Annotated in this window: 19 protein-coding genes; 9 read left to right on the top strand and 10 right to left on the bottom strand. The window is 67.5% G+C overall.

The annotated features are described in order from the left end of the window. Positions 1-12: 12 nt before the first annotated feature. Positions 13-1596, bottom strand: coding sequence for a bifunctional phosphoribosylaminoimidazolecarboxamide formyltransferase/IMP cyclohydrolase (gene purH / locus ACZK0Z_RS20325; protein ID WP_049428986.1), 1584 nt, complete (start codon positions 1594-1596; stop codon positions 13-15). A gap of 223 nt (positions 1597-1819) precedes the next feature. On the opposite strand from purH, the gene ACZK0Z_RS20320 reads away from it, so the two are divergent. Genes ACZK0Z_RS20320 through ACZK0Z_RS20295 form a run of 6 tightly spaced genes read left to right on the top strand, consistent with a single transcriptional unit; the run spans position 1820 to position 7628 of the window. Further along, entirely contained in the window at positions 1820-2440 is a 621-nt protein-coding gene (locus tag ACZK0Z_RS20320; protein WP_049428985.1) for a CDP-alcohol phosphatidyltransferase family protein, read from the top strand. Positions 2441-2479: 39 nt separating this feature from the next. Next, positions 2480-4231 (top strand): class I SAM-dependent methyltransferase family protein, encoded by a 1752-nt coding sequence (locus ACZK0Z_RS20315; protein WP_197633159.1) that lies wholly within the window; start codon positions 2480-2482, stop codon positions 4229-4231. 23 nt (positions 4232-4254) lie between these two features. After that, complete coding sequence (locus tag ACZK0Z_RS20310; protein ID WP_238378662.1) at positions 4255-5559, top strand: phosphatase PAP2/dual specificity phosphatase family protein; 1305 nt, start codon at positions 4255-4257, stop codon at positions 5557-5559. Continuing rightward, positions 5556-5993, top strand: a complete 438-nt coding sequence (locus ACZK0Z_RS20305; RefSeq protein WP_049428982.1) for a hypothetical protein — start codon at positions 5556-5558, stop codon at positions 5991-5993. Before ACZK0Z_RS20310 ends, ACZK0Z_RS20305 begins: the two co-directional genes overlap by 4 nt. 13 nt (positions 5994-6006) lie before the next feature. Beyond that, positions 6007-6636, top strand: coding sequence for a lysophospholipid acyltransferase family protein (locus tag ACZK0Z_RS20300; RefSeq protein ID WP_049428981.1), 630 nt, complete (start codon positions 6007-6009; stop codon positions 6634-6636). Beyond that, complete coding sequence (locus ACZK0Z_RS20295) at positions 6633-7628, top strand: phosphatidate cytidylyltransferase (protein ID WP_049428980.1); 996 nt, start codon at positions 6633-6635, stop codon at positions 7626-7628. Before ACZK0Z_RS20300 ends, ACZK0Z_RS20295 begins: the two co-directional genes overlap by 4 nt. Before the next feature lie 128 nt (positions 7629-7756). Here ACZK0Z_RS20295 and fis read toward each other — a convergent pair whose 3' ends face one another. The 3 genes from fis to prmA form a co-directional block, all read right to left on the bottom strand. Further along, entirely contained in the window at positions 7757-8032 is a 276-nt protein-coding gene (gene fis / locus ACZK0Z_RS20290; RefSeq protein ID WP_005419706.1) for a DNA-binding transcriptional regulator Fis, read from the bottom strand. Positions 8033-8146: 114 nt separating this feature from the next. Then, positions 8147-8917: a DUF3426 domain-containing protein gene (locus tag ACZK0Z_RS20285; protein WP_049428979.1), complete on the bottom strand. Its 771-nt coding sequence runs from the start codon at positions 8915-8917 to the stop codon at positions 8147-8149. A 42-nt stretch (positions 8918-8959) separates the two neighbouring features. Next, positions 8960-9880 (bottom strand): 50S ribosomal protein L11 methyltransferase, encoded by a 921-nt coding sequence (gene prmA / locus ACZK0Z_RS20280; RefSeq protein WP_197620223.1) that lies wholly within the window; start codon positions 9878-9880, stop codon positions 8960-8962. A 164-nt stretch (positions 9881-10044) separates the two neighbouring features. On the opposite strand from prmA, the gene ACZK0Z_RS20275 reads away from it, so the two are divergent. Both ACZK0Z_RS20275 and ACZK0Z_RS20270 read left to right on the top strand, forming a co-directional pair. Beyond that, positions 10045-11010 (top strand): hypothetical protein, encoded by a 966-nt coding sequence (locus ACZK0Z_RS20275; RefSeq protein ID WP_049428977.1) that lies wholly within the window; start codon positions 10045-10047, stop codon positions 11008-11010. Beyond that, positions 11007-11381, top strand: coding sequence for a hypothetical protein (locus tag ACZK0Z_RS20270; protein ID WP_005411254.1), 375 nt, complete (start codon positions 11007-11009; stop codon positions 11379-11381). Before ACZK0Z_RS20275 ends, ACZK0Z_RS20270 begins: the two co-directional genes overlap by 4 nt. A 127-nt stretch (positions 11382-11508) precedes the next feature. On the opposite strand, the gene accC is transcribed toward ACZK0Z_RS20270, so the two are convergent. The 5 genes from accC to ACZK0Z_RS20245 all read right to left on the bottom strand — a co-directional run bounded on the left by accC (position 11509) and on the right by ACZK0Z_RS20245 (position 15378). Beyond that, a complete protein-coding gene (accC, locus tag ACZK0Z_RS20265; protein ID WP_049428976.1) occupies positions 11509-12876 on the bottom strand; it encodes an acetyl-CoA carboxylase biotin carboxylase subunit in 1368 nt (455 codons plus the stop codon). 10 nt (positions 12877-12886) lie between these two features. Next, positions 12887-13366 (bottom strand): acetyl-CoA carboxylase biotin carboxyl carrier protein, encoded by a 480-nt coding sequence (accB, locus tag ACZK0Z_RS20260; RefSeq protein WP_010481080.1) that lies wholly within the window; start codon positions 13364-13366, stop codon positions 12887-12889. A 53-nt stretch (positions 13367-13419) separates the two neighbouring features. Then, complete coding sequence (locus tag ACZK0Z_RS20255) at positions 13420-13845, bottom strand: lysozyme inhibitor LprI family protein (protein ID WP_197633158.1); 426 nt, start codon at positions 13843-13845, stop codon at positions 13420-13422. Continuing rightward, entirely contained in the window at positions 13842-14291 is a 450-nt protein-coding gene (aroQ, locus tag ACZK0Z_RS20250) for a type II 3-dehydroquinate dehydratase (RefSeq protein WP_049428974.1), read from the bottom strand. Before aroQ ends, ACZK0Z_RS20255 begins: the two co-directional genes overlap by 4 nt. Before the next feature lie 358 nt (positions 14292-14649). Beyond that, complete coding sequence (locus ACZK0Z_RS20245; RefSeq protein WP_197633157.1) at positions 14650-15378, bottom strand: DOPA 4,5-dioxygenase family protein; 729 nt, start codon at positions 15376-15378, stop codon at positions 14650-14652. 168 nt (positions 15379-15546) lie between these two features. Between ACZK0Z_RS20245 and ACZK0Z_RS20240 the strand changes: the two genes are divergently transcribed. Further along, positions 15547-16374 (top strand): isocitrate lyase/PEP mutase family protein, encoded by an 828-nt coding sequence (locus ACZK0Z_RS20240; protein ID WP_049429008.1) that lies wholly within the window; start codon positions 15547-15549, stop codon positions 16372-16374. A gap of 151 nt (positions 16375-16525) precedes the next feature. Here ACZK0Z_RS20240 and ACZK0Z_RS20235 read toward each other — a convergent pair whose 3' ends face one another. Continuing rightward, positions 16526-17059, bottom strand: coding sequence for a hypothetical protein (locus tag ACZK0Z_RS20235; RefSeq protein WP_197633156.1), 534 nt, complete (start codon positions 17057-17059; stop codon positions 16526-16528). Positions 17060-17156: the final 97 nt, after the last annotated feature.

Raw genomic sequence — 17156 nt, 5'->3', positions numbered from 1 at the left:
GTCGCTCCAGCATCAGTGGCGGAAGTGGCGCACGCCGGTGAACACCATGGCCAGGCCATGTTCGTCGGCGGCGGCGATCACTTCGGCATCGCGCATCGAACCGCCCGGCTGGATCACCGCCTTGATGCCGGCGGCAGCAGCGGCGTCGATGCCGTCGCGGAACGGGAAGAACGCATCGGAGGCCATCACCGAACCCTCGACCACCAGGTTCGCATCGGCGGCCTTGATGCCGGCGATGCGGGCCGAGTACACGCGGCTCATCTGGCCGGCGCCGACACCGATGGTGCGGTTGTCCTTGGCGTAGACGATCGCGTTGGACTTCACGAACTTGGCCACCTTCCACGCGAACAGCAGGTCGGTGAACTGCTTGTCGGTCGGTGCCAGCTTGCTGACCACCTTCAGTTCGTCGCGGGTCATGCCGCGGTTGTCCGACGACTGCAGCAGCAGGCCCGAGCCCACGCGCTTGCTGTCGAAGTTGTTCAGGCCATCACCATGCGGGATGCGCAGCACGCGCACGTTGGCCTTCTTCTGTGCGTATTCCAGCGCGGCCGGCTCGTAGTCCGGGGCGATCAGTACTTCCACGAACTGGCGGTCCAGGATGACCTTGGCGGTGGCGGCGTCCAGCGGCTTGTTGAAGGCGATGATGCCGCCGAAGGCGCTGGTCGGGTCGGTGGCGTAGGCCAGCTCGTAGGCATCGCCGTTGCCGGCACCCACGGCCACGCCGCACGGGTTGGCGTGCTTGACGATGACGCAGGCCGGCGCATCGAACTGGCGCACGCATTCCCACGCCGCATCGGCATCGGCCAGGTTGTTGTAGCTCAGTTCCTTGCCCTGCAGCTGCTGGAAGGTGGCCAGGGTGCCCGGCACCGGGTACAGGTCGCGGTAGAACGCGCCGCTCTGGTGCGGGTTCTCGCCGTAGCGCAGGTCCATCACCTTCACGAAGGTGGAATTCATCTGCGCCGGGTACTCGGCGCGTGCCGGCACGGCGGCGTCGGTGGCGGTGACCGCCGACAGGTAGTTGCTGATCGCCGCATCGTACTGGGCGACGCGGTTGAACGCGGCCACCGAGAACGCGAAGCGGGTGGCAGCCGTCAGCTGGCCGCCGTTGGCGTCCAGCGAGGCCAGCAGTTCGGCGTACTGCGACGGATCGGTTGCCACTGCCACGCGGGCGAAGTTCTTGGCTGCCGAACGCAGCATGGCCGGGCCGCCGATGTCGATGTTCTCGACCGCGTCGGCCAGGGTGCAGTCGGCCTTGGCGGTGACCGATTCGAACGGATACAGGTTCAGCACCAGCAGGTCGATGGCACCGATGCCGTGCTCGGCCATCACTGCGTCATCCAGGCCGGAGCGGCCCAGCAGGCCGCCGTGCACCATCGGGTGCAGGGTCTTGACCCGGCCGTCCATCATTTCCGGAAAACCGGTGACCTCGGCCACGTCCTTCACGGCCAGGCCCGCATCGCGGATCGCCTTGGCAGTGCCGCCGGTGGACAGCAGCTCCACGCCGCGTGCCGCCAGCGCAGTGGCCAGCTCGACCAGACCGGTCTTGTCGGAAACGGAGAGGAGGGCCCGGCGGACGGGCAACAGATCAGCAGTCATGGGACAGAATCGGCAGCGGAGCGGGGCCGATATTGTAGGCGGTGGGGGCCGGTGGCGGGTGCCGGAAGGGGTAATTTGCCGCAGCAATCGGCCCAGGACCGGGTTGGGCACATTGATCCGGCCCGATCAGGGGGCTGAGCCCCGGACCGGCGACGGGTTGTCGGAATCAGTCGACGATGGGGTAGGCTGTGCCCGCACTGCCAAGGATCAGCGGGTACGGATCATGTCGATCTATGCATTGAAAGGACGTTTCCAGGACCTGTTGCGTCCGGCCGTGCGCGGGCTCTACCGCCTCGGCATCACCGCCAACACGGTGACTGTGGCCGCCGCCGTGGTCTCGCTGCTGGTGGCCGCGGCCGTGTGGTGCTGCGCGCCTGCCCAGCCCCTGCTGTACCTGCTGCTCCCGTTGTGGATGCTGCTGCGCATGGCGCTCAACGCCGTGGACGGCATGCTGGCGCGCGAATTCGGCCAGCAATCGCGGCTGGGCGCCTATCTGAACGAAGTGTGCGATGTGATCGCCGATGCGGCGCTGTACCTGAGCCTGCTCAGCGTACCCGGCGTGCGCCCGGAGGCGCTGTGGCTGCTGGCCTGGACCGCGGCACTGAGCGAATACGCCGGCGTGCTGGGGCTGATGGTCGGGGCCAGCCGTCGCTATGACGGCCCGATGGGGAAGAGCGACCGCGCCTTCCTGATCGGCGTGCTGGGCCTGCTGCTGGCGTTCGGCTGGGGTGGTGCGATGACGGTCAGCGGCGTGGCCGCAGCCATGGCAGTGCTGTGCATGCTGACGATGATCAATCGCGTACGGCACGGGCTGAAGGAATCCGCGGCGACGCCGCGGCGATAGACACACCAAGACAACACGCCACATCAATCAGGAGATTGCATGCGTCAGGCGCAGGAACGGGAATTCCACAGCTTCGATCAGGTACCGCTGTTCTACCGGTACTGGCCGGGCACCACCGCAGCCCCGGCCAGCAAGGCCATCGTGCTGCTGCACCGCGGCCACGAGCACTCCGGCCGCGTCACTCACCTGGTCGACGAGCTGGACCTGCCCGACACCGCCTTCTTCGCCTGGGATGCGCGTGGCAACGGCCGTTCGCCAGGCGCACGTGGCGATGCACCGGGCTTCCCGGCGCTGGTGCGTGACCTGGACAGTTTCATCGCCCACATCGGCGCCGAACACGGCATCGCGGTGGAGAACATGGTGGTGATCGCGCAGAGCGTGGGCGCCGTGGTTGCTGCCACGTGGGTGCACGATTACGCACCGCGCCTGCGTGCGCTGGTGATGGCCTCGCCGGCGTTCAAGGTGAAGCTGTACGTGCCGTTCGCACGCCCGGGCTTGGCATTGATGCAGAAGCTGCGTGGCAACTTCTTCGTCAACAGCTACGTCAAGCCGCAGTGGCTGACCCATGACCCGGCGCGCGTGGAGAGCTACCGCACCGATCCGCTGATCACCCGCCCGATCTCGGTGCGCGTACTGCTGGGCCTGTACGAGGCCGCCGACCGTATCGTGGCCGATGCGCAGGCAATCAGCGTGCCGGTGCAGCTGCTGGTGTCCGGATCCGACTTCGTCGTGCATCGTGGCCCGCAGGACCGCTTCTACGAGCGCCTGTCCAGCCCGGTCAAGGAGCGCGTGCACCTGCCGGGCTTCTTCCACGACACGCTGGGCGAGCGCGACCGCGCACCGGCGCTGGCGCGCATCCGCAGTTTCATCCAGGCACGTTTCGCCGAGCCGCTGCGTGAGCTGTCACGGCGCGATGCGCACCGGCACGGGCCGACCTTCGAGGAATCGGAGATCCTGGCCTGGCCGCCGGAACGCAACAGCCTCGCGGACCTGCGCTGGCGCGTGGTGCGTGGCGGCCTGCGTTTTGGCGGCACGTTGTCCGAAGGCATCGCGCTGGGCCTGCAGACCGGTTTTGATTCCGGCAGCACGCTGGACTACATCTATCGCGACGAAGCGCGCGGCAAGGGTCCGTTCGGCCGCATGGTCGACCGCAACTATCTGGATGCGATCGGCTGGCGTGGCATCCGCATCCGTGGCCAGCACCTGCAGGAACTATTGCGCGATGCCGCCCAGCGCCTGCGTGGGCAAGGCACGCCGGTGCGTGTGCTGGACGTGGCCGCCGGGCATGGCCGCTATGTGCTGGAAGCGCTGGGCCAGGGCGAACAGCGCGCCGACCGCATCGTGCTGCGTGACTTCAGCGATCTGAACGTGACCCAGGGCCAGGCCTTGATCGAGCGCCTCGGTGCGTCCGACATCGCACGCTTCGAGCAGGGCGATGCGTTCGATCCGTCGCAGCTGGCGAAGGTCGATCCGGCGCCGACGCTGGCGGTGGTGTCGGGCCTGTACGAACTGTTCCCCGACAACGACGCCGTGCTGCGCTCGCTGCAGGGCATCGCCGCAACGGTGCCGGTGGGCGGCTACCTGGCCTACACCGGCCAGCCCTGGCACCCGCAGCTGGAATTCATTGCGCGCGCGCTGACCAGCCACCGCGGCGGCGCAGCGTGGGTGATGCGTCGTCGTACCCAGCAGGAGATGGATGAGCTGGTGCGCCTGGCTGGGTTCGAGAAGGTGGCGCAGCGCATCGACGAATTCGGCATCTTCACCGTGTCACTGGCACGCCGGACCGCGTGATGGCGACACTGGCCGCCACCCCGCTGGCCGCGGAAGGGCGCCCCTGGCGGCGCGCTCTGCTGTGGCTGGCCCTGCTGGGTCCGTTCTTCTTCGCCAGCTACGGCTTCGCCAACTGGATGGCCGGTCGCCATGCCGAACTGCCGGTGATGGCGTTCGCTTGGGAGACGCGCATTCCCTTCGTCCCGTGGACGATCGTGCCGTACTGGTCGATCGACCTTTTCTACGCAGTCTCCTTCTTCCTGTGCCGGCAACGGTTGGAACTGGACCGGCATGCGCTGCGGCTGTTCAGTGCACAGCTGATCGCGGTGACCTGCTTCCTGCTGTGGCCGCTGCGCTTCAGTTTCGAGCGGCCGGAGATCGGCGGCGTGTTCGGTTGGCTGTTCGATGTGCTGCTGGGCTTCGACAAGCCGTTCAACCAGGCGCCATCGCTGCACATCGTGCTGCTGATCGTGCTTTGGGTGAAGTTCGCGCAGTACCTGCACGGCGTGTGGCGTTGGGTGCTGCATGTGTGGGCGCTGCTGATCGGTGTCTCGGTGCTGACCACGTTCCAGCACCATTTCATCGACATCCCGACCGGGCTGCTGGCCGGCTGGCTGTGCGTGTGGCTGTGGCCGGAACAGGGCACGCCGCCGCTGCGTGCCTGGCGTACTGCGCGCGATGCCAAACGTTGGCGATTGGCGGCGCTGTACCTGCTGGCGGCTACTGTAGTGCTGGTGCCGGTGGTGCTTCTGCGTGGCGCGGCGTTGTGGCTGCTGTGGCCGGTGGCGTCGCTGCTGCTGGTAGCGCTTGCCTATGCCGGGCTGGGTACGGCGGTGTTCCAGAAGCGCGCCGATGGTCGCTTGACCATGGCGGCACGCTGGCTGCTGGCTCCATATCTGGCGGCAGCGTGGATGAATTCACGGCTATGGACCCGGCGCGCGCCGCAGCCGGTGCCGGTGCTGGACGGCGTGTGGCTGGGCCGGATTCCCTGCACGGCATTGCCGACACCTTTGGTGGGCGTGGTCGATGCCTGCGCCGAGCTGTCCTGCTGCGCGCCGGGTGCGGCATACGCCGGTGTGCCGATGCTGGACCTGGTGGTGCCCACGCCGGAGCAGCTGCGCGAGGCAGCCGAGGCCATCGAGCGCCTGCGGGCGCAGGGGCCGTTGCTGGTGTGCTGTGCGCTGGGCTACTCGCGCAGTGCTGCCAGCGTGGCGGCCTGGCTGCTGCGCAGTGGTCGTGCGTCTGATGCCGATGCGGCGGTGGCGATCGTGCGTGCAGCGCGTCCAGGCATCGTGCTGGGCAAGGCGCACCTGCGCGGGATCACCGTTGCCGCCGGAGACCCTGCATGAGCACGACGCCTGACATTGCGACCATGCAGCTGCTGTTGCGGCAGGGGCGTTGGCCGGCATGCCTGTCGCTGGGGCTGCTGCTGGTGGCATTGCTGCTGCTTGGCACCGAGCCGGGCCTGGCGATGGTCGCTGCAGGGTGGTTGCTGGCCAGCATGTTTGCGGGGGCGGCGCAGACGTACCACGCGTGGCGGGTGGCGCTGGACGCCAGCCTGCTGCAGCTGCTGCGCGATGAGGGCCTGGACGGCGATGCCGCCGCGCGCCGCACCGATCAGCTGCTGCAGGACAGTGGCCTGCGCCGCGCGGCGCCCGATGCGCCCCTGCGGGGCTGGGACGCGCGCTGGGCCGGCATGCGTCGCCTGCTGCTGCGCCAGTACCTGCTGACCGCGGCGCAGTTCGCACTGCTGGTGCTGGCCGTGCTGTGGCCGCAGACGTGAACGGGAGGGACCAATGTTCGCCGAACTGATTGCCCGCGCCTGCAGTGGCGCGATCCATGTGGTGACCGGCGCGCGCGCGCTGTGGATCGGTTGCGCGCCGTCCAGCGAGCGTCGCGTGTACTACGGCAACCATGCCAGCCATGGTGACTTCGTGCTGATCTGGTCGTCCATGCCGCCTGCGCTGCGGCGCCAGGTGCGCCCGGTTGCTGCTGCCGAGTACTGGCAGCGCGATGCCCTGCGTCGCTACCTGATCGATGCGGTGTTCAACGGCGTGCTGGTCGAGCGCGAGGCCGGGCATCGCCAGCAGGACCCGCTGCAGGCCCTGCGCGATGCCGTGGACGAGGACTGCTCGTTGATCCTGTTCCCGGAAGGCACGCGCAACGTGGGCGATGAGCCGTTGCTGCCGTTCAAAAGCGGCATCTACCACCTGGCCCGGCAACGCCCGGAGCTGGAGTTCGTTCCAGTATGGATCGACAACCTGAAGCGGGTGATGCCCAAGGGCCGCTTCCTGCCACTGCCCTTGCTGTGCACGGCTACCTTCGGCACGCCGCTGCGGTTGCAGGCCGACGAGGACAAGGCTGCATTCCTGGCCCGCAGCCGGCAGGCGCTGCTGGACCTGGCGCCGAACGGAGGGCGCGCATGAGTTTCCTGATCGATGTCTCCGGCGACCTGGCAACGCAGAGTGTGGGCCAGCAGACCGGCCTGCTGTTCGCCGGCGTCGGTGCGGTGCTGGTACTGGCCACGCTGGTGGCCGAATCGCTGCGCTGGCGCCAGCGCGGCCGGCCCAGCGCGGTGATCGCCAATCTGGTGTCGCGCATCCGCGCATGGTGGGTGATGGCGATCGTGGTCGGGCTGGCGCTGTTCTTCGGCCGTGCCGGGGTGATCGTGCTGTTCGCGATCATCTCGCTGTTCGCGCTGCGCGAGTTCATCACCCTGGCACCGACGCGCTCGGGTGACTACTACGCGCTGCTGGCGGCGTTCTACATCGTGCTGCCTTGGCAGTACTACCTGGTGTGGATCGACTGGTACGGGATGTACACGCTGCTGATTCCGGTCTATGCGTTCCTGTTCCTGCCGATCCTGTCGACCATCGGCGGCGACACCACGCACTACCTGGAGCGCACGGCGAAGGTGCAGTGGGGGCTGATGATCTGCGTGTTCTGCATCTCGCACGTGCCGCTGCTGCTGAACCTGCACGTGCCCGGCCATGATCCGTCGCGCAATGTGCTGCTGTTCGCCTTCCTGGTGATCGTGGTGCAGTCCTCGGACGTGCTGCAGTACATCTGGGGCAAGCTGCTGGGCAAGCACCTGATCGCGCCGAAGCTGTCGCCGTCGAAGACGGTGGAGGGCTTCATCGGCGGCGTACTGAGTGCGAGCGCGCTGGGCGCGGCGCTGTGGTGGATCACCCCGTTCACGCCGCTGCAGGCGTTCGGCCTGTCGCTGCTGATCAACCTGATGGGATTCTGGGGCGGCCTGGTGATGTCGGCGATCAAGCGTGACCGTGGCATCAAGGATTGGGGGCACATGATCGAGGGCCATGGCGGCATGCTCGACCGGCTGGATTCGGTGTGCTTCGCCGCGCCGGTGTTCTTCCATGTGGTGCGGTATTACTGGAAGGCGGGCGGGGGCGGGTGATTCTGCCGGGCTTCCATCCACGCATGGCGTGGATCTACCGGTAGTGCCGGCCGCTGGCCGGCAACTGCAACATCCTGCCATCGTTCACGGGGTTGCCGGCCAGCGGCCGGCACTATCCACGCGCGCGCTCAGGCGCTGATGCCGTATTCCTTCAGCTTCTTGCGCAGGGTGGCGCGGTGGATGCCCAGCATTGCCGCAGCGCGGCTCTGGTTGCCTTCGCAGTGGTTGAGCACTTCCACGAACAACGGAATCTCCATCTCGCGCAGCACGATCTCGTAGACATCGTCCGCGTCGCAGCCATCGAGGTCACGCAGGTAACGGCGCACGGACTGGGCGACATGTTCACGCAGCGGTGGCCGGGGAGCGCCACGACTGTTGTCAGGACGAGAAAGGACAGCGTTCAAGGGGGTTCCCGATTCGGTTGGCCCGTGCGCGCGGAGCGCGCGGCCGGACGAGGTGGTGGCGGCCAGTCTAGCGCGAGCGTGCCCGGCCTGCCACGGCCGGTCGCCTTTTCACGGTCAGAGGAAGTCGAAAGTGAATGCGACGGTGGATGCGGCGGGCTCCTGTACCCGGAACGCGACGCGCGCGCTCTGGCCCGGTTCCAGCAGGGCCGCACCGGGGTTCTCGCCCAGGTACTGCGCAGGCGTGAACACACCGCTGCCGATCACACGGCCATCAGCATCGGACAGTGACAGGCGCAGGTCCGGCCAGGCCTGTGCCCAGCGTGCGTCGTTGCGGATGCTGGCCTGCACCTGCAGCACACCGGCCTGCCCGGGCAGCGGGCGGATCTCGCGGCTGGTCATGGTGAAGGCGGTGGGTTCATGCCAGGCCGGCAGGCTGCAGCGCAGGACGCCACAGAGCGTGCCCAGCCATGCACGGTTGCCGGCGTCGGCGGCCAGCCGCGTGCGGTCGGCCAGCACGCTCTGCAGGACCAGCAGCAGCGCCAGCGCGGCGACCAGCACCCAGTGCCAGCGCGGCGTTGGCAGGGCAGGTGGGCGCGGGTTGCCGAGGAAACTGGGTGCATCGGCGGCAACCGTCGTTGCCGGTAGTACGACCGGTGCCGGTTCGATGGCCGCGGTGTCATCAACGATGACCGTGTCATCGTCGTGTCGCATCTCCGCCGTCGGCGCATGTGCCAGATCAACGGGCTCGGTCGGCGCCTGCATTGCAGGCGCTGTGTGCTCAACGTCGTGCTGCGTGCGCGCATCGGTCGCAGGCGCAGCCTCACCCTCCGGCGTCGTGCGCAGGAAGGTGGCCAGGGGACGGCGCGGTGGGTTCGGCTCGGACATGCTCAGGGTGCGGGCTCGGATCCAGCGGTCATTCAACCACGATCAGGCGCGGCGCACGCCGGTGATGCGCATCCAGTCGCCATCCTGGGTGGCCTGCAGATCGTCGAACCATGCGCCATAGCGCTGCAGCAGTTCACCTTCCTGGCCATGCAGGATGCCGGACAGGGCAATGCGGCCACCGGCAGCGACGCGTGCGGCCAGCAGCTCGGCCAACGCGTCCAGTGCCGAGGCAAGGATGTTGGCGACGACGATCGGGTAGGTGGCGACGGGTTCGTCCTGTGGCAGGTAGACGTGCATGCGCGCCTGCTGGCCGTTGCGCTCGGCATTGTCGGCGGTGGCGACCAGTGCCTGCGGATCGTTGTCCACGCCGATGGCCTCAGCGGCGCCCAGCTTCAGCGCGGCAAGCGCAAGAATGCCGGAGCCGCAGCCGAAGTCGAGCACGCGCTGGCCCTGCAGCAGGCCGTCCACGGCCAGCTGGTCCAGCCAACGCAGGCAGAGCGCGGTGGTCGGGTGAGTGCCCGAGCCGAACGCCAGGCCCGGGTCCAGCCTCACCACGGCGGCGTCGGCCGCCTGCGCGGCCTCCGGCAGTTCATGGTTCCACGGCACGATCCAGGTACGGCTGCCGAAATCCATCGGCTGGAACTGGTCCAGCCAGGCGCGTTCCCAGTCTTCGTCCTCGACCGCGCGGAAGCTGCCGCTGCTCCAGTCCAGCTCCGGGTCGAAGGACTCCAGTGCGGCCAACAGCAGCAGCGCATTGCTGTCGGCCGGGAACAGCGCGCTCAGCACCAGGGTGTCCCACAGCGGGGTCTCGCCCACGCCCGGCTCGAGGATGGCTTGTTCGTTGCTGGTATCGGCCTCGGCATCAAGCAGCGTGACGGCCAGTGCGCCAACGTCCTCCAGCGCATTCTCATAGCGGGGCTGGGTAGCTTCGGTGCAACGCAGGGTCAGTTCCAGGAACGGCATGGCGGTGGGGGCAATCGCGGGAAAGGGGGCCATGCTAGACCATCGGAGCGTCTCCGTATTGCCTGAGATGCCGCTCGGAGATGAACGGAACCGGTTCAGACAGGCCTGTCGGGCCTTGTTAAACTTGGTGCTTTCCTGTGCGCCGTGAACGCTCACTGCCGCCAATGGCCTTTGCTCCGACCCTGAAAACCTGGTTGCTCGTGCTGCCGGCGGTGGCCGTGCTGGGCGTGGCCGGGTATCGGGCCAGCGGCCATGCCGGATCGGTGCCGGTGACCGCAGGCGAGCTGCCGACGGCGCGGGTTGCGGCGGACGATGCGGCAAGCCTGCCGGTCGTGCCGGAAGCGTTGGCGCGTCGCCTGGCGGCGTTCGAGCGCGGCAACGGGCTGCCTTCGGGCCTGCCGCTGGACCTGCGCGCGGACATCGAGGATGCGACCGATCTGTACGCCTACGCGCAGCGCCTGCGCGTGCAGGCCGACGAAGGCAACCACGAAGCCCGCTGGATGCTCAGCCGGGTCTACGACTACTGCGCGCAGTACGCCATCGATCCGGGCGGTTACCGGTTGGACAACAACGTGCTGGCCGGGCTGGGCCTGACCGCCGCGCCGGCCATGGTGCAGGCCCGCGAGCGCGTGGCACAGCGCTGTGGCGGTTTCGTACCCGGTGACAAGCTGGGGTCCGCGCTGGTGCTGGCCGAGCGTCGCAAGGCGGCCACGCAGGGCAACCTGGCTGCGGAAGCATCGCTGTTCGCCGAGGGCGAACCGCTGCATGACAGCCCCGAGTACCGCCGTGACCTGGTCGAGCGGGTGCGCACATCGCGCGATCCGGAGGCCTTCATGGCGATCGCGCCGGGGATGGGCGTGCGCGCGGCGGGGGACCAGGCGCTCACTGGCCTGGTGGCGGGAGAACAGCTCAGTGAACTGGCATGGCGGGTTGCGGCCTGCGAACTCGGTCTACCGTGTGGTGCCGACAGTGTGCTGGTCAACAGTTTTTGTGCGAATGGAGGGATCTGTTCGCAGGATGGGACGCAGGATTTCCGGGATTTCGTGTATGACGCTGCGGTTTCGCGGCAAGGTGCGGGGAAAATGAAGCAGTGGATCAAGCGATTGGTTGGAAAGAGGGGCGGGCAATGAACTACCGTCGATTCCTGCATGGAGCCAAGTTCTGGTTCTGGGTGGCGCTGTTCGTGGCCTATTCGGCCGGCGCGGTCGGGCTGTTGATGATCGACACCTATGAAGATCGTTACCGGCATCTTTCAAAAGTGGAACTGACCACGGTGAAGGCGCAGGAAGATGTGCGCCGCGTGGGTGCCAGCCAGGTCGCTGCGGTCTATCGCGCGCAGAGCGGCATGCCGTTTGCTTCGTTGCCGGCAGGCAGTACTTTCCAGGTGGTGTGGCCCGATGGGTCCACCGAGACGATGGTGATCGTCGACCCGAGCTCGCCCAATGGTGTTCGCCCGCTGGCGAATTCGCAGATCCCGGCCGAAGCTGCCGACAAGCGCTGATGCACCTGCTGTAGAGCCGAGCCATGCTCGGCTGCTTTTCCAGCAAGCCGAGCGTGGGCCCGGCTCTACAACAACAGAAAAGGGCGGGGATATCCCCGCCCTTTTCATGTCCAGCACCTGCTGCCGATCAGGTCAGTGCGATCGGCTTGTTCTTGCGCTCGGCAAGGCGCTTTTCCAGGTAATGGATGTTCTGGCCACCGGCCTGGAAGCCCTTGTCACGCATGATCCGCTGCTGCAGGGCGATGTTGGTCTTGATGCCGTCGACCACCATCTCGCTCAGCGCCACCCGCATGCGGGCGATGGCGGTTTCGCGGTCCGGGCCGTGCACGATCAGCTTGCCGATCATCGAGTCGTAGTTGGACGGCACGCGATAGCCACTGTAGATGTGGGTATCCACGCGCACGCCGGGGCCGCCCGGCGGATGGAAGCCGGTGATGGTGCCTGGGCTCGGCACGAAGGTCTCGGCGTCTTCGGCGTTGATGCGGCACTCGATCGCGTGGCCGGTCAGCACCACGTCGCTCTGCTTGATCGACAGCTTCTGGCCAGCGGCGATCTTCAGCTGCTCGGCCACCAGGTCGATGCCGGTGACCATTTCGGTGACCGGATGTTCCACCTGGATGCGGGTGTTCATTTCGATGAAGTAGAAGCGGCCGTCCTCGTACAGGAACTCGAACGTGCCCGCGCCGCGGTAGCCGATGCGGATGCAGGCTTCGGTGCACACCTTGCCGATCTGCTCGCGCTGTTCGGCGGTGATGCCCGGTGCCGGGGCTTCTTCCACCACCTTCTGGTGGCGGCGCTGCATCGAGCAGTCGCGCTCACCCAGGTGGATGGCGTTGCCCTGGCCGTCGGCCAGCACCTGGATTTCCACGTGGCGCGGATTCTCCAGGAACTTCTCCATGTAGACCTCGCCATTGCCGAACGCGGCCTTGGCCTCGCTCTTGGTGGTTTCGATCGAGGTCTTCAGCGAGGCTTCGGCGTGCACGACGCGCATGCCACGGCCACCACCACCGCCGGCCGCCTTGATGATGACCGGGTAGCCGATCTCACGGGCGATCTTGGTGTTGGCGACGATGTCCTCGCCCAGCGGGCCGCCCGAGCCGGGCACGCACGGCACGCCGGCCGACTTCATCGCGCGGATGGCTTCGACCTTGTCGCCCATCATGCGGATGGTGTCGGCCTTGGGGCCGATGAAGATGAAGCCGGACTCTTCCACGCGTTCGGCGAAGTCGGCGTTCTCCGACAGGAAGCCGTAACCCGGGTGGATCGCCTGCGCGTCGGTGACTTCAGCAGCGGCGATCAGCGCCGGGATGTTGAGGTAGCTCTGCGGCGACGGCGCCGGGCCGATGCAGACCGACTCGTCGGCCATGGCCACGTGCTTGAGGTTGCGGTCGACCGTGGAATGCACGGCCACCGTGCGGATGCCGAGGGTGTGGCACGCGCGCAGGATGCGCAGCGCGATTTCCCCTCGGTTGGCGATGACGACTTTGTCGAGCATGGCGTGCCCCTCAGCCGATCACGAACAGCGGCTGGTCGAATTCCACCGGCTGGCCGTTCTCGCCGAGGATGGCGACGATGGTGCCGGACTTGTCGGCCTCGATCGGGTTGAACATCTTCATTGCTTCGATGATGGCCAGGGTCTCGCCTTCCTTGACCTGCTGGCCAACGGTGACGAAGGCCGGCTTGTCCGGGGCGGACGAAGCGTAGAAGGTGCCGACCATCGGCGAACGCAGCACGTGGCCTTCCGGCAGCGCCGGGCCCGGCTTGGCGGTACCGCCGGTGGAGGCTTCGGTCGGCGACTGCATCGGCATCGCCTGCGGTGCCGGGGCGGCCGGAGCGGCGTACACCGGTGCGGCGACCGGGGCGGCATAGCCGGCCACCGGGGCGCGCGACAGGCGCACCGACTCTTCGCCTTCCTTGATTTCGATTTCAGCCAGGTTCGACTCTTCCAGCAGGTCGATCAGCTTCTTGATTTTGCGGAGATCCATGGTGGCCTCTTTGCTCTTGATGTCAGTGTGGTGGGGAGCGCAGCGCGCTCGGGTCAAAGCAGTTCGTAGAACTCGCGCAGCTGGCGCGTACGATCGCGCGCGAGGGTGGTCAGGCAGCGCATCTGTGCGCCGTTGCGTGCCGTGCCATCGGAATTGAGGGCATAGACCGCGTTGCAGTCGTGGTCGCGCAGCTGCACCCAGGCGCGCTGCGCCAGCACCAGCTGCTGCTCGGCATCGCCGCAGTAGCTGCAGCTGCCGCCTTTGGCCGGCGTGCGCAGTTGCTTTCGCGCCAGGGCGTATACGGTATTGAGTTCGGCGTCTGCGGCCGCGGCCACGTCCGAGGCGCACAGGTCGCTCTCCATCGTGGTGGTCGGATGCGCACAGTCGATGCCTTCGTCCTTGCGGTCGAATGCCGCGGCGGCACCGCACAGGCCGGCCCACAGCAGGATGCTGGCAAGCACGTGCGGCAGCACCTTCACGCGACGGCCGCCTGTACGCGCAGCAGCGCCGCATCCATCGCGTAGCGATAGCTGTCGGCACCGAAACCACACACCACGCCCACCGCCTTGTCACTGAAGTAGCTGTGCTGGCGGAACGGTTCGCGTGTGTGCGGGTTGGACAGGTGGATCTCGATGAACGGCAGCGCCACCGCCGCCAGCGCGTCACGCAGGGCGACCGAGGTGTGGGTGAAGGCGGCGGGGTTGATCAGGATGAAAGCGGTTCCGTCGTTGCGCGCCGCCTGCACGCGATCCACCAGCACATGCTCGGCGTTGGACTGCAGGCTCTCCACGGTGTGCCCGGCGGCGGCGGCCTGCGCGATCAGGGCCTGGTCGATGTCGGCCAGCGTGGTGTGGCCGTAGACCTCCGGCTCGCGGGTGCCGAGCAGGTTGAGGTTGGGGCCGTGCAGGACCAGCAGCTTCGCCATGGGATCCGGAAGACGGGAAAGGGCGGCAGTCTGGCGGAACCGGCGGATGCTGTCCAGTTCGGCGAAGTTTGCTGCGTTTCAATCGTTTGTTTGAAATCTGCCGAAGCGCTTGTGGCCCTATGCGGGGCGGCGGTTCAAGGCGCGCTGAACGCCGTGCGGGCGGGGGATGCGTGCACGTAGGCCGACGATGGCGGCAAGAGCCTTGTCCGGGGACCCGCGCCACGTGCGGGTGAAGGGCCACCGACCGGTAGATCCCCGCCATGCATGGATGATGGAAGTTCGGTGCGCAGCAAGCTACGCACCCACCGGAGGGCAGCCCAAGGTGCGCAGCAAGCTGCGCACCTGCGGGAAAGGCGGCTCACGTCTCCAGCGGCACCGTCGGCACCACGTTCGGGAACACTTCTTCCAATGCCTCCCGCTCGCCCGGCTTGGGCACCGGCCAGTTGTAGGCGTTCACCGGCTGCGCGCGGTTCACCCACAGGGCGTAGTACAGATGGTCGGCGCGGCCATCGCCGGTGTTGGGATGGATCAGGATGGTCAGCCCCAGGCTGTTGAGCTGCAGCCACGGCACCAACACCGGCAGCAGGTCGTTGTTGAAGCCGAAGTAGAACGACGGTGTTACATGCGGGCCGCGCGGCTCCAGGTTCCAGTTGCCCAGTTCCACCGGGAAGCGCTCGGCCGCCCAGCGCCGCAGCAGGGCGGCTTTCTCGAAGCTGTCTTCATCGAAGTAGATATGTGCGTGATAGCTCTTGATGTCGGTATAGGCGCGCGGGGTGGTGGGCAGCGTGGCTTCGCCGGGACGCACGCTGGCTGGCCGCGGGGTGGGTTCGCTGGCCGTGGCCTGGCCCCAGGGACTGCGCCCCTTCGGCGCCGGCGGCACGATGGCACGGAAGCCGGGACGGCCGGGCTTGGTGGTGTTCGCTGCAACGTCGCCATGGGGCGATGCCGAGGCTGTCGAGGCACTGGCCAGGCCTCCGGCGGCCAGCCCGGCCGAGGCGATGAGGCGCCGCCGTGCCGGCGAAAGCAGGTCGGCCCAGTGGCCGTCATCGTCGCCGTCATCGATGAGGAGATGCGGGTCAGGCTGCATGAAGGGCTCCGTGGCGGCATGGGTGTGGGCAAGCACGCACGCTCGGGCAGTGTGGCCGGTGGCGTCCAATAAGCAGGCAGCATCACCTCATGCATGGCGGGCTTCGATGCCATTGAGCGCGACCGCACGGCGGGCTACGGTGCAGGTCTGCCGCCCCGGAGCCCTGCCATGACCCCGCCCGATGCCGACACACAGCACAAGCGTGTGTCTTTCCGCCAACTGCACGCGCAGGGGTGCTTCGTGCTGCCCAACCCATGGGACGTGGGCAGTGCGCGCTACCTGCAGCGGCAGGGCTTCCTGGCATTGGCCACCACCAGTGCCGGCTGCGCCTGGAGCGAAGGGCGACCGGACGGTGCGGTCTCGCTGCAGGCCACCTTGGAGCACCTGAGGCTGATGGCGGCGGCGACAGCACTTCCATTGAATGCCGATTTCGGTGATGGCTTCGGCGCCACGCCGCAGGCGGTGGGGGAGGCGGTGGCCGCAGCGATCGATACCGGCATCGCCGCGCTGTCGATCGAGGACGCCAGTGGCGTGGCCGATGCACCGCTGCGCCCGATTGACCAGGCGGTCGAACGCCTGCGTGCGGCGCGTGCGGCCATCGACCGCGCGGGCGGCGAGGTGCTGCTGGTCGGGCGTGCCGAGAACTTCTTCGTGGGCGTGCCCGACCTGCAGGACACGCTGCAGCGCCTGCGCGCCTATGCCGAAGCCGGTGCCGATGTGCTGTACGCACCCGGCATCACGACCCCGGAGCAGATCCGTGCAGTGGTTGCCGCAGCAGGAACGAAGCCGGTGAACCTGCTGGTAGGTGGGCCGACGCCGCTGAGCCTGCAGGACATCGCCGCACTCGGCGTGCGGCGGGTCAGCCTGGGGGGTGCGCTGGCGCGCGCCGCCTGGGGAGGTTTGATGCAGGCGACACAGCCGATCATGCAGGACGGTCGTTTCGATGGCCTGCAGCAGGCGGCCTCGGGTGCGGCGTTGAACGCGTTGTTCCGCTAGCGGACAGCCGGTAGATACTCGCCATGCGTGGATGCAGGATGCCCGGTGCGCAGCAAGCTACGCACCCACCGAAGAGCTGTGCCCGCATGCCGATGGATCCACGCCATGCGTGGATGGATGCGCCGGAGCGTAGCGTCGCCCTGCAAGTGCGCTACAGCGTTTCCACTCCGCCCTTGGGCAGGATCACGCCCGGCTCGAGTGCCGGCAACAGCTGCCGGAGCATCGCTGGATTGTCGATCAGCCCGGCGCAATCAAGGTAGCGCCACTGCGAAGTGCCGACGTGGCGCACGGCAACCATGAACGAGGTGCTGCGGATAGCGGTTTCGCGCACACGCAGCAGTGACTGCCGCGGTACGAAGCAGACTTCTTCGTCACCGGCGGCATAGGTGCGGCCGGGCACTCCGGCCTCGTCACTGATGATGACGACGCCAGCCTTGTGCAATGCCTTGACGGTATCGCGGGTCGACTGGGCGTAGGTCTCATCGCCACCGGCCAGGCGTTTCAGGCTGGGATGCGCGCGGGCGATGATCAGCTCGGCATCGCCCTTGGCGAATGCGGTCAACATCGCCTGTACGTCCTCGCGCAGGCCGGCCGACTCGGCCGGGGTGAGCTCGCCGGCCAAGGCAGGCGGTGCCGACGTAACCAGCAACAGGTACATCAATGAAGCAAACAGGTATCGGCGCATCGTCGGGAATCTCACGGGCAACCTCGTCACTATAAGGGGTGCGAAAACAGCGTCCCACCGGTGGTGCTGGTGTCCCGGAAATTGATACTTACCATTG

The organism is Stenotrophomonas sp. 116085_Sma (assembly GCF_056479585.1).
This window is presented reverse-complemented; position numbering and strand designations above follow the sequence as displayed.

Bases quoted from the DNA above. Each gene is read 5' to 3' on its own strand.
- purH (WP_049428986.1), bottom strand. From the start codon at position 1,596: ATGACTGCTGATCTGTTGCCCGTCCGCCGGGCCCTCCTCTCCGTTTCC.
- ACZK0Z_RS20320 (WP_049428985.1), top strand. From the start codon at position 1,820: ATGTCGATCTATGCATTGAAAGGACGTTTCCAGGACCTGTTGCGTCCG.
- ACZK0Z_RS20315 (WP_197633159.1), top strand. From the start codon at position 2,480: ATGCGTCAGGCGCAGGAACGGGAATTCCACAGCTTCGATCAGGTACCG.
- ACZK0Z_RS20305 (WP_049428982.1), top strand. From the start codon at position 5,556: ATGAGCACGACGCCTGACATTGCGACCATGCAGCTGCTGTTGCGGCAG.
- ACZK0Z_RS20300 (WP_049428981.1), top strand. From the start codon at position 6,007: ATGTTCGCCGAACTGATTGCCCGCGCCTGCAGTGGCGCGATCCATGTG.
- ACZK0Z_RS20295 (WP_049428980.1), top strand. From the start codon at position 6,633: ATGAGTTTCCTGATCGATGTCTCCGGCGACCTGGCAACGCAGAGTGTG.
- ACZK0Z_RS20285 (WP_049428979.1), bottom strand. From the start codon at position 8,917: ATGTCCGAGCCGAACCCACCGCGCCGTCCCCTGGCCACCTTCCTGCGC.
- prmA (WP_197620223.1), bottom strand. From the start codon at position 9,880: ATGCCGTTCCTGGAACTGACCCTGCGTTGCACCGAAGCTACCCAGCCC.
- ACZK0Z_RS20275 (WP_049428977.1), top strand. From the start codon at position 10,045: ATGGCCTTTGCTCCGACCCTGAAAACCTGGTTGCTCGTGCTGCCGGCG.
- ACZK0Z_RS20270 (WP_005411254.1), top strand. From the start codon at position 11,007: ATGAACTACCGTCGATTCCTGCATGGAGCCAAGTTCTGGTTCTGGGTG.
- accC (WP_049428976.1), bottom strand. From the start codon at position 12,876: ATGCTCGACAAAGTCGTCATCGCCAACCGAGGGGAAATCGCGCTGCGC.
- accB (WP_010481080.1), bottom strand. From the start codon at position 13,366: ATGGATCTCCGCAAAATCAAGAAGCTGATCGACCTGCTGGAAGAGTCG.
- aroQ (WP_049428974.1), bottom strand. From the start codon at position 14,291: ATGGCGAAGCTGCTGGTCCTGCACGGCCCCAACCTCAACCTGCTCGGC.
- ACZK0Z_RS20245 (WP_197633157.1), bottom strand. From the start codon at position 15,378: ATGCAGCCTGACCCGCATCTCCTCATCGATGACGGCGACGATGACGGC.
- ACZK0Z_RS20240 (WP_049429008.1), top strand. From the start codon at position 15,547: ATGACCCCGCCCGATGCCGACACACAGCACAAGCGTGTGTCTTTCCGC.
- ACZK0Z_RS20235 (WP_197633156.1), bottom strand. From the start codon at position 17,059: ATGCGCCGATACCTGTTTGCTTCATTGATGTACCTGTTGCTGGTTACG.